This is a genomic window from Leisingera aquaemixtae (genome assembly GCF_006740765.1).
Classification (GTDB): Bacteria; Pseudomonadota; Alphaproteobacteria; order Rhodobacterales; family Rhodobacteraceae; genus Leisingera; species Leisingera aquaemixtae.
This window is the reverse complement of record NZ_CP041160.1, coordinates 1-6,320: the sequence shown is the minus strand read 5'-3', so window position 1 is coordinate 6,320 and position 6,320 is coordinate 1. Positions and strand designations below refer to the sequence as shown.

At 65.9% G+C, this 6,320-nt stretch carries 6 protein-coding genes and 1 pseudogene; all 7 read right to left on the bottom strand.

Translation table 11 applies throughout. From position 1 onward, the window contains the following. Positions 1–819 (bottom strand): annotated as a pseudogene (doeB, locus tag R2C4_RS20330) (N(2)-acetyl-L-2,4-diaminobutanoate deacetylase DoeB); the annotation flags it as partial. A gap of 3 nt (positions 820–822) precedes the next feature. After that, entirely contained in the window at positions 823–2,010 is a 1,188-nt protein-coding gene (gene doeA / locus R2C4_RS20325; protein ID WP_141892150.1) for an ectoine hydrolase DoeA, read from the bottom strand. A gap of 19 nt (positions 2,011–2,029) precedes the next feature. Continuing rightward, positions 2,030–3,022 carry an ectoine utilization protein EutC gene (gene eutC, locus R2C4_RS20320; RefSeq protein WP_141892149.1) on the bottom strand — a complete coding sequence of 331 codons (993 nt, stop codon included), beginning with the start codon at positions 3,020–3,022 and terminating at the stop codon, positions 2,030–2,032. Then, complete coding sequence (gene eutB, locus R2C4_RS20315) at positions 3,015–4,022, bottom strand: hydroxyectoine utilization dehydratase EutB (RefSeq protein ID WP_141892148.1); 1,008 nt, start codon at positions 4,020–4,022, stop codon at positions 3,015–3,017. The genes eutC and eutB overlap by 8 nt, the downstream gene beginning before the upstream one ends. An 18-nt stretch (positions 4,023–4,040) precedes the next feature. Then, entirely contained in the window at positions 4,041–4,805 is a 765-nt protein-coding gene (gene eutA / locus R2C4_RS20310; protein ID WP_141892147.1) for an ectoine utilization protein EutA, read from the bottom strand. Positions 4,806–4,815: 10 nt separating this feature from the next. Continuing rightward, on the bottom strand, positions 4,816–5,253 hold the full coding sequence (locus tag R2C4_RS20305; protein WP_141892146.1) for a universal stress protein: 438 nt from the start codon (positions 5,251–5,253) through the stop codon (positions 4,816–4,818). An 11-nt stretch (positions 5,254–5,264) separates the two neighbouring features. Beyond that, the coding region (locus tag R2C4_RS20300) for a TRAP transporter large permease (protein ID WP_141892145.1) at positions 5,265–6,320 on the bottom strand (1,056 nt) is incomplete at its 5' end.

Here is a 6,320-nt window from a genome sequence, read left to right as displayed (position 1 = left end):
CCAAATCGGTCATGATCTCAAACAGCCCGTCGCCCTCGCTGAACAGGAAACAGTCGTCGTCCGGCATCGAGAGGCGGATGGTGTCGTCCATCTGCATCTGCCCTTGCAGGATGCCCGCATGGATCAGCACATTGCGCAGCCCCTTCTTGGCAATCGCATTGCCGCGCGCGGTGGACGATCCGCCGCCGCCCAGTTCCGTGGTGACCAGCACCTTGCCCATCTGCTCCACCGCGGTGTCATACATGCCGGCACTGTCGATCTCCAAAAGCTCCACCGAATAGGGCGCGTTGAACGCCTTCATCGCGGCAAAGCACGCCTCCTGCGTGGCCTTGTCCTCCAGGATATGCGCGGCGGCAAAGGGCACGAAGTCCAGCGTCTTGCCGCCGGAGTGGAAATCCACCGCCAGATCCGCCATCGGCAGCAGCGTGCGCTGGAAGTAGTCGGCAATCTTCTCGGTCACGGTGCCGTCCGGGCGGCCCGGGAACGCGCGGTTCAGGTTGCCCCTGTCGATGGGCGAGGTGCGGGTGCCCGCGCGGAACGCCGGATAGTTGAAGGCCGGCACGATGATCAGCCGGCCCGTCACATCCTCGGCCCGGGTGGTGGCGGCCAGTTCCTGCAGCGCAATCGGGCCTTCGTATTCATCGCCGTGGTTGGCCCCAGTCAGCAGCGCGGTCGGCCCGTCGCCGTTCTTGATCACCGTCAGCGGGATCATCACCGAACCCCAGGCCGAGTCATCGCGGCTGTAGGGCAGCTTCAGATAGCCGTGGTGGACCCCGTCCCGGTCCAGCGGGATGGTGGGGAAATCGGATTTGGCTTCATGGATCAGTCCTTCACGAACATCTTGCGCGGCACATCGGACAGGCACTCCGGCCCGTTTGCCCCGATGCGGATGCTTTCGGTGATCTCGAACCCCCAGTCCTCCATCCAGAGACCGGTCATGAAGTGGAAGGTCATGTTTTCTTCCAGAATGGTGGTGTCGCCGGGGCGCAGCGACATGGTGCGCTCGCCCCAGTCCGGCGGATAGCTGACCCCGATGGGATAGCCGGTGCGGTTGTCCTTCTCGATGCCGTAGGTCTTCAGCACCTTGAAAAACGCCTTGGCGATGTCCTCGCAGGTGTTGCCGGCCTTGGCCACCTCCAGCCCGGCCTCCATCCCCTCCAGCACCGCCTTTTCCGCGTCCAGGAAGGTCTGCGTCGGCTTGCCCAGGAACACGGTGCGCGACAGCGGGCAGTGATAGCGGTGCACCACGCCCGCGATCTCGAAAAACGTGCCCTCGCCGGATTTCATCGGCAGGTCGTCCCAGGTCAGATGCGGCGCGGCAGCATCAGAACCGGACGGCAACAGCGGCACAATCGCCGGGTAGTCGCCGCCAAAACCCAGCTCCGCGTCATAGCGCAGGCCCGCGTCATAGATCTCCGCCACCAGATCGCATTTGCGCATGCCCGGCTCGACACGCTCGAAAATCCGCTGGTGCATCCGCCCGACGATCTGCCCGGCCTGCCGCATATAGGCCAGCTCGGCCTCGGACTTCACCGCCCGCTGCCAGTTGACCAGCGCGTTGGCATCCGCAAACCGCGCATCCGGCAGGTGCTTCTGCAGCGAGGCATAGGCGGCGGCGGTGAAATAGTAATTGTCCATCTCGACGCCAATCACGCCGCCGTTCAGCCCGCGGTCCTTCAGCTGCGCCGACAGGCAGTCCATCGGATGGCGCTCGGTCGACTGCACGTAATGGTCCGGATAGCCAATGATATTGGCCGGATCCATCCAACAGGTGCGCAAGGCGCCGTTGGCGTCCTGGCCGCGCCCGTACCAGACCGGCTCGCCGTCCATTCCGACAACAACGCATTGATGCACATAGAAGGACCAGCCGTCATAGCCGGTCAGCCAGTTCATGTTCGACGGATCGGTGACGATCAGAAGATCAAGCCCGCGGCGGGACATTTCGGCCCGGGTCTTGTCCAGTCGCGCCTGATATTCAGCGCGGGAGAAATACAGCTTGGGGTCTGCCATATGCGTGGTTCCTGGTTGGTCAGCTGGTGAAAGTGGCGCCTGCCCCCGCCGCATCAGCGCGGGAGCCTGCAAGGGTTGCGATGGCGGTGTCCTGCACACCGGTGCCGGTCAGGTCGGCAATGATCAGATCACTGGCGGACCGGCGGCCTGCGGCCTTGCCCGCGGTGATCCCGCCCAGTTCGGCAAAGCTCTGGTCCTTGGCGATCAGCCCCGCGGCGATGGCGCTGCGCAGCTCGCCCTTGACGGCGCATTGCGCCTGGCTGTCGGGCACATAAAGATCCGCTTTCGCCAGACAGGCCGGCTCCAGCTCGCACTTGTGCGCCTGGTCCGATCCCATGGCGATCACCAGCTGGCCGGGCTGCAGCCACTCTGCCTTGATGACAGGCGCGGGTGCCGGCGTGGTGGTGACGACAATATCCGCCGAGGAAACCGCCGCCGCGGCGTCAGTGGCAGCGGTGACGTCAATCCCCAGCTCGCTGCGCAGGCTGGCCGCTGCGGCCTCTGCCTTGGCGGTGTCCCGCGCCCAGATCACGGCACTGTCAACGCCGCGCACCAGCGTCATCGCCTTCAGCTGCATCCGCGCCTGCACGCCTGCGCCGATGATGCAGACGCGCCTGGCATCCTCCCGCGCCAGATGGCGCGCCGCGACCGCCCCGGCGGCGGCGGTGCGCACATCGGTCAGGTATCCATTGTCCAGCAGCAGCGCCTCCAAAAGGCCGGTCCGGCTGGAAAACACCACCATCAGCCCGGTGGTGCTGGGCAGCCCAAGCTTGGGATTATCGAAAAACCCCGGGCTCATCTTCATGGCAAAGCTCTCGACCCCCGGCACGTAGGCCGTTTTCACGCAGACCTCGCCGTTGTGATCCGGGACCAGCAGCGTCATGATCGGCGGCATCTCCACCCCGCCGCCCGCCAGCGTGGTAAAGCCCTGCTCCACACAGTCCACCGCATCGCCGTCCAGCGGAACCAGGCCGCGCAGCTCCGCCTCGGTCAGAATCCTGATGTCAGGCATTGGCACCTCCCCCGGCCTCTGCCGCCGCATCTACATCTTCACCATCAATGATCCGCTTGTGCAGATCCATGCCGATGTTCTGGCCGCTCACCAGCACCGCGCAGCGCCCCGGATGCTCAACCCTGCCCGCCAGCAGCGCCGCAATGCCGACACTGCCGGAGCCCTCGATCACCAGCCGCTCCACGAAATAGGCGTGCCGGATCGCGGCCGCGATTTCCGCCTCGGAGACCAGCACCACATCCTCCACCAGCGCCTGTGTCATCGCAAAGGTATAGGCATTGTCCAGCCCGATGCCGCCGCCCAGGGAATCCGCCAGCGTCGGCAGCTCCTCGACCTGCACCGGCTTGCCCGCCTGCAGGCTGGCGTGCATCGCCGCGCCGCGCGCCATGCTGACGCCGATCACCCGGATCGCCGGGTTCACCGCCTTCATCACCATCGCCACCCCGGAGATCAGCCCGCCGCCCGACAGCGGCACCAGCACGGTCTCCAGATCCGGCGCCTGCTCCAGCATTTCCAGCGCCACGGTGCTTTGGCCCGCGATAATATCGCGGTGGTCGAACGGTGGCAGCATGGTCATGCCCTCGGCCACCAGCCGGTCGACCTCCACCTGCGCGTCATCCTGCGAACGGCCCGTGATCCGCACCTCGGCGCCGTGAGACTTGATGCCCTCGACCTTGTTCTGCGGCACCAGTTCCGACATGCAGATGATGCAGCGCACCCCGGCCTGCGCCGCCGCATAGGCCAGCCCGCGCCCGTGATTGCCGGTGGAGACGCCAACGACCCCCGCCGCGCGCTGCTCCTCGCTCAGCGATAACACCGCATTGGTGGCGCCGCGCAGCTTGAAACTGCCGGTGATCTGGCTGCTTTCCAGCTTCAGCGAAACCGCACCGCCGCACCGCGCGCTGAGCGCAGGAGAAGGCACCATCGCCGTCTGCCGGACCCGCCCGGCGATCCGCGCCCGGGCCTGAAAGCTGTCCTGAAGGGTGATTTTCTCAGTCATTGCACCTGTCTTGCCTGATTAGAGTTCGAACAGCCGGCCATAGCCCGGCACCGCATCCGTGATCCCCGCCAGCCGCAGGCAGCGCCAGACCATCGCCTGGTTCGAGCTGACAACCGGTTTGCCCAGCCGGTCCTCGATCCGCTGCACACAACCAGCAGCCCGCAGCGCGGTGCAGGACAAAAACAGCGCCTCCGCGCCCGCATCGCAGGCGGCAATCCCGGCCTCGATGATGCTGTCCTCGGAGATCCGCGCCATCTGGCGGTCGTCGGTCAGCCCGAAACAGGCGGCACTGACCACCTCCGGCCCGTGCGCCGCAAAATACTGCGCCATCTCATCGGTGACTTCGGGGCTGTAGGGGGTCAGCAGAGACACCCGCCTGGCCTCCAGTGCCTGAAACGCATCAAACGCGGCAGAGCTGGGGGTGACGCAGGGCGTGTCCGGCTTGGCCGCGTTCAGATACCCGGCGACCGCCTCATTGCCCAGAACGATCGAGGCCGCGGTGCAGCCATAGGCCACCACATCCACCGCTTCCCCCGGCAGGATCTGCGCCGCCGCCGCGCTCAGCCGCGGGCCGGTCTGCAGCAGCGTTTCCCGGGTGGTCGGATTCTCGAATTCGATCCGGTTCACATAGACGCCAACCCGGTCCGGGTCGCAGATCCGGGCAAAGTCGCGCTCCGACGTGTGGTCGGTCGCCAGCGTCACCAGCGCGATCCTTTTGGGCACCGGGCGGGCGTCCAGCCGGGCCGCAACGCGTGAGGGCGTGGCATGGATATCAAGAGCCATTTTCGCTTTCCTAAACAACAAGAACCGGGGTTTCCGCCAGGCTCGTCACCTTGTGGGAGACACTGCCCAGCAGGACGCCCTCCAAGGAGCCAAGGCCGCGGCTGCCGATCACGATGAGGTCATGCCCGTGCTCCCCGGCAAAGCTTGTGATGGTGCGCGCCACCGGCCCGGCTTTGACAAAGGCGCGCGGGGCGTCGATGCCGCCCGCCCGCGCCAGCGCCTTGCCGCGCTCGGCCACCTCCTTGGCGTGGCTGCGCATGATCTCGTCCAAATCCTCCGGCTGATCCGGGCGCACCATATGCATCGAGGCCTCCAGCAGCGAATGGTGGCGGTAGACCGTCAGCAGCGTCAGCGCGGCGCCGCACAGCTGCGCCAGCTCCGCCGCCTTGGCCAGCGCCGCCTCAGCGCCTTGCGAGCCGTCAAACGGCACCAGAACGGATGTGAACATCGCCGCGCCCCCTACTTGGCAAACGCCAGGTCGCGCAGGAACAGCGCAATCTGCGGGAAGAAGATCAGCGCCACCGACACCCCCAGCAGCATCAGGATGAACGGCGGCGTGCCGCGCACCACCTCGGCATAGGGGCGCTTGAACACGGCAATCGCGGTGAAGATATCGCAGCCGAACGGCGGCGTGGCCGATCCGATGGCAACCTGCAGCGTGATGATGGTGCCGACCAGCACCGGATCCAGCCCCACCGATTTCACCACCGGCGCAAACACCGGCACCAGCACCAGGATCACCACGATGGGATCGACGAACATGCAGCCGATGAAGAACGCGATGGAGATCACGAACAGCACCCCGATGGCCCCCATCTCGGCAATGCCGATGGCGCCCAGGATCTGCTGCGGCACCTGCGCGAAGGAGATCACCCAGGAAAACGCCGCCCCTGCCCCCACCAGAATGAACACGATAGCAGTGACCAGGCCGGTGGACTTGGCGGTGTCATAGACATCCGCCAGCGCAATCGAGCGGAACACCAGCACTTCCAGGATCAGCGCATAAAGCACACAGGCCGCCGCCGCCTCGGTCGGGCTGAACACGCCGCCGTAGATGCCGCCGATGATGATCACCGGAAACCCCATCGGCCACAGCGCCTGCCGCATCGTCTGAAACCGCTCGCCCCAGGTGGCCTTGGGCTCTGCCGGCACGTTGTTGCGCACCGCATAGATATAGGCATAGGCGGAAAACAGCAGCAGGATCAGCAGTCCGGGCCCGATGCCCGCAATGAACAGCTCGGCAATCGAGGTGCTGGAGACCACCCCGTAGATGATCATCCCGATCGACGGCGGGATCAGGAAGGCGATGTCGCTGGCATTGACGATTAGGGCCAGCACAAAGCTGTCCTTGTACCCCGCCTGCAGCATCCGCGGGCGCAGCGGCGAGCCGATCGCCACCACCGTCGCCTGGGTCGAGCCGGAGACCGCACCGAACATGGTGCAGGCGGCTGCGGTGGAAATCGCCAGCCCGCCGCGAATGTGCCCGACATAGGCCATCACCACATTGATCAGCCG

Coding starts and splice junctions, on each gene's coding strand:
- doeA (WP_141892150.1), bottom strand. CDS start 2,010: ATGGCAGACCCCAAGCTGTATTTCTCCCGCGCTGAATATCAGGCGCGA.
- eutC (WP_141892149.1), bottom strand. CDS start 3,022: ATGCCTGACATCAGGATTCTGACCGAGGCGGAGCTGCGCGGCCTGGTT.
- eutB (WP_141892148.1), bottom strand. CDS start 4,022: ATGACTGAGAAAATCACCCTTCAGGACAGCTTTCAGGCCCGGGCGCGG.
- eutA (WP_141892147.1), bottom strand. CDS start 4,805: ATGGCTCTTGATATCCATGCCACGCCCTCACGCGTTGCGGCCCGGCTG.
- R2C4_RS20305 (WP_141892146.1), bottom strand. CDS start 5,253: ATGTTCACATCCGTTCTGGTGCCGTTTGACGGCTCGCAAGGCGCTGAG.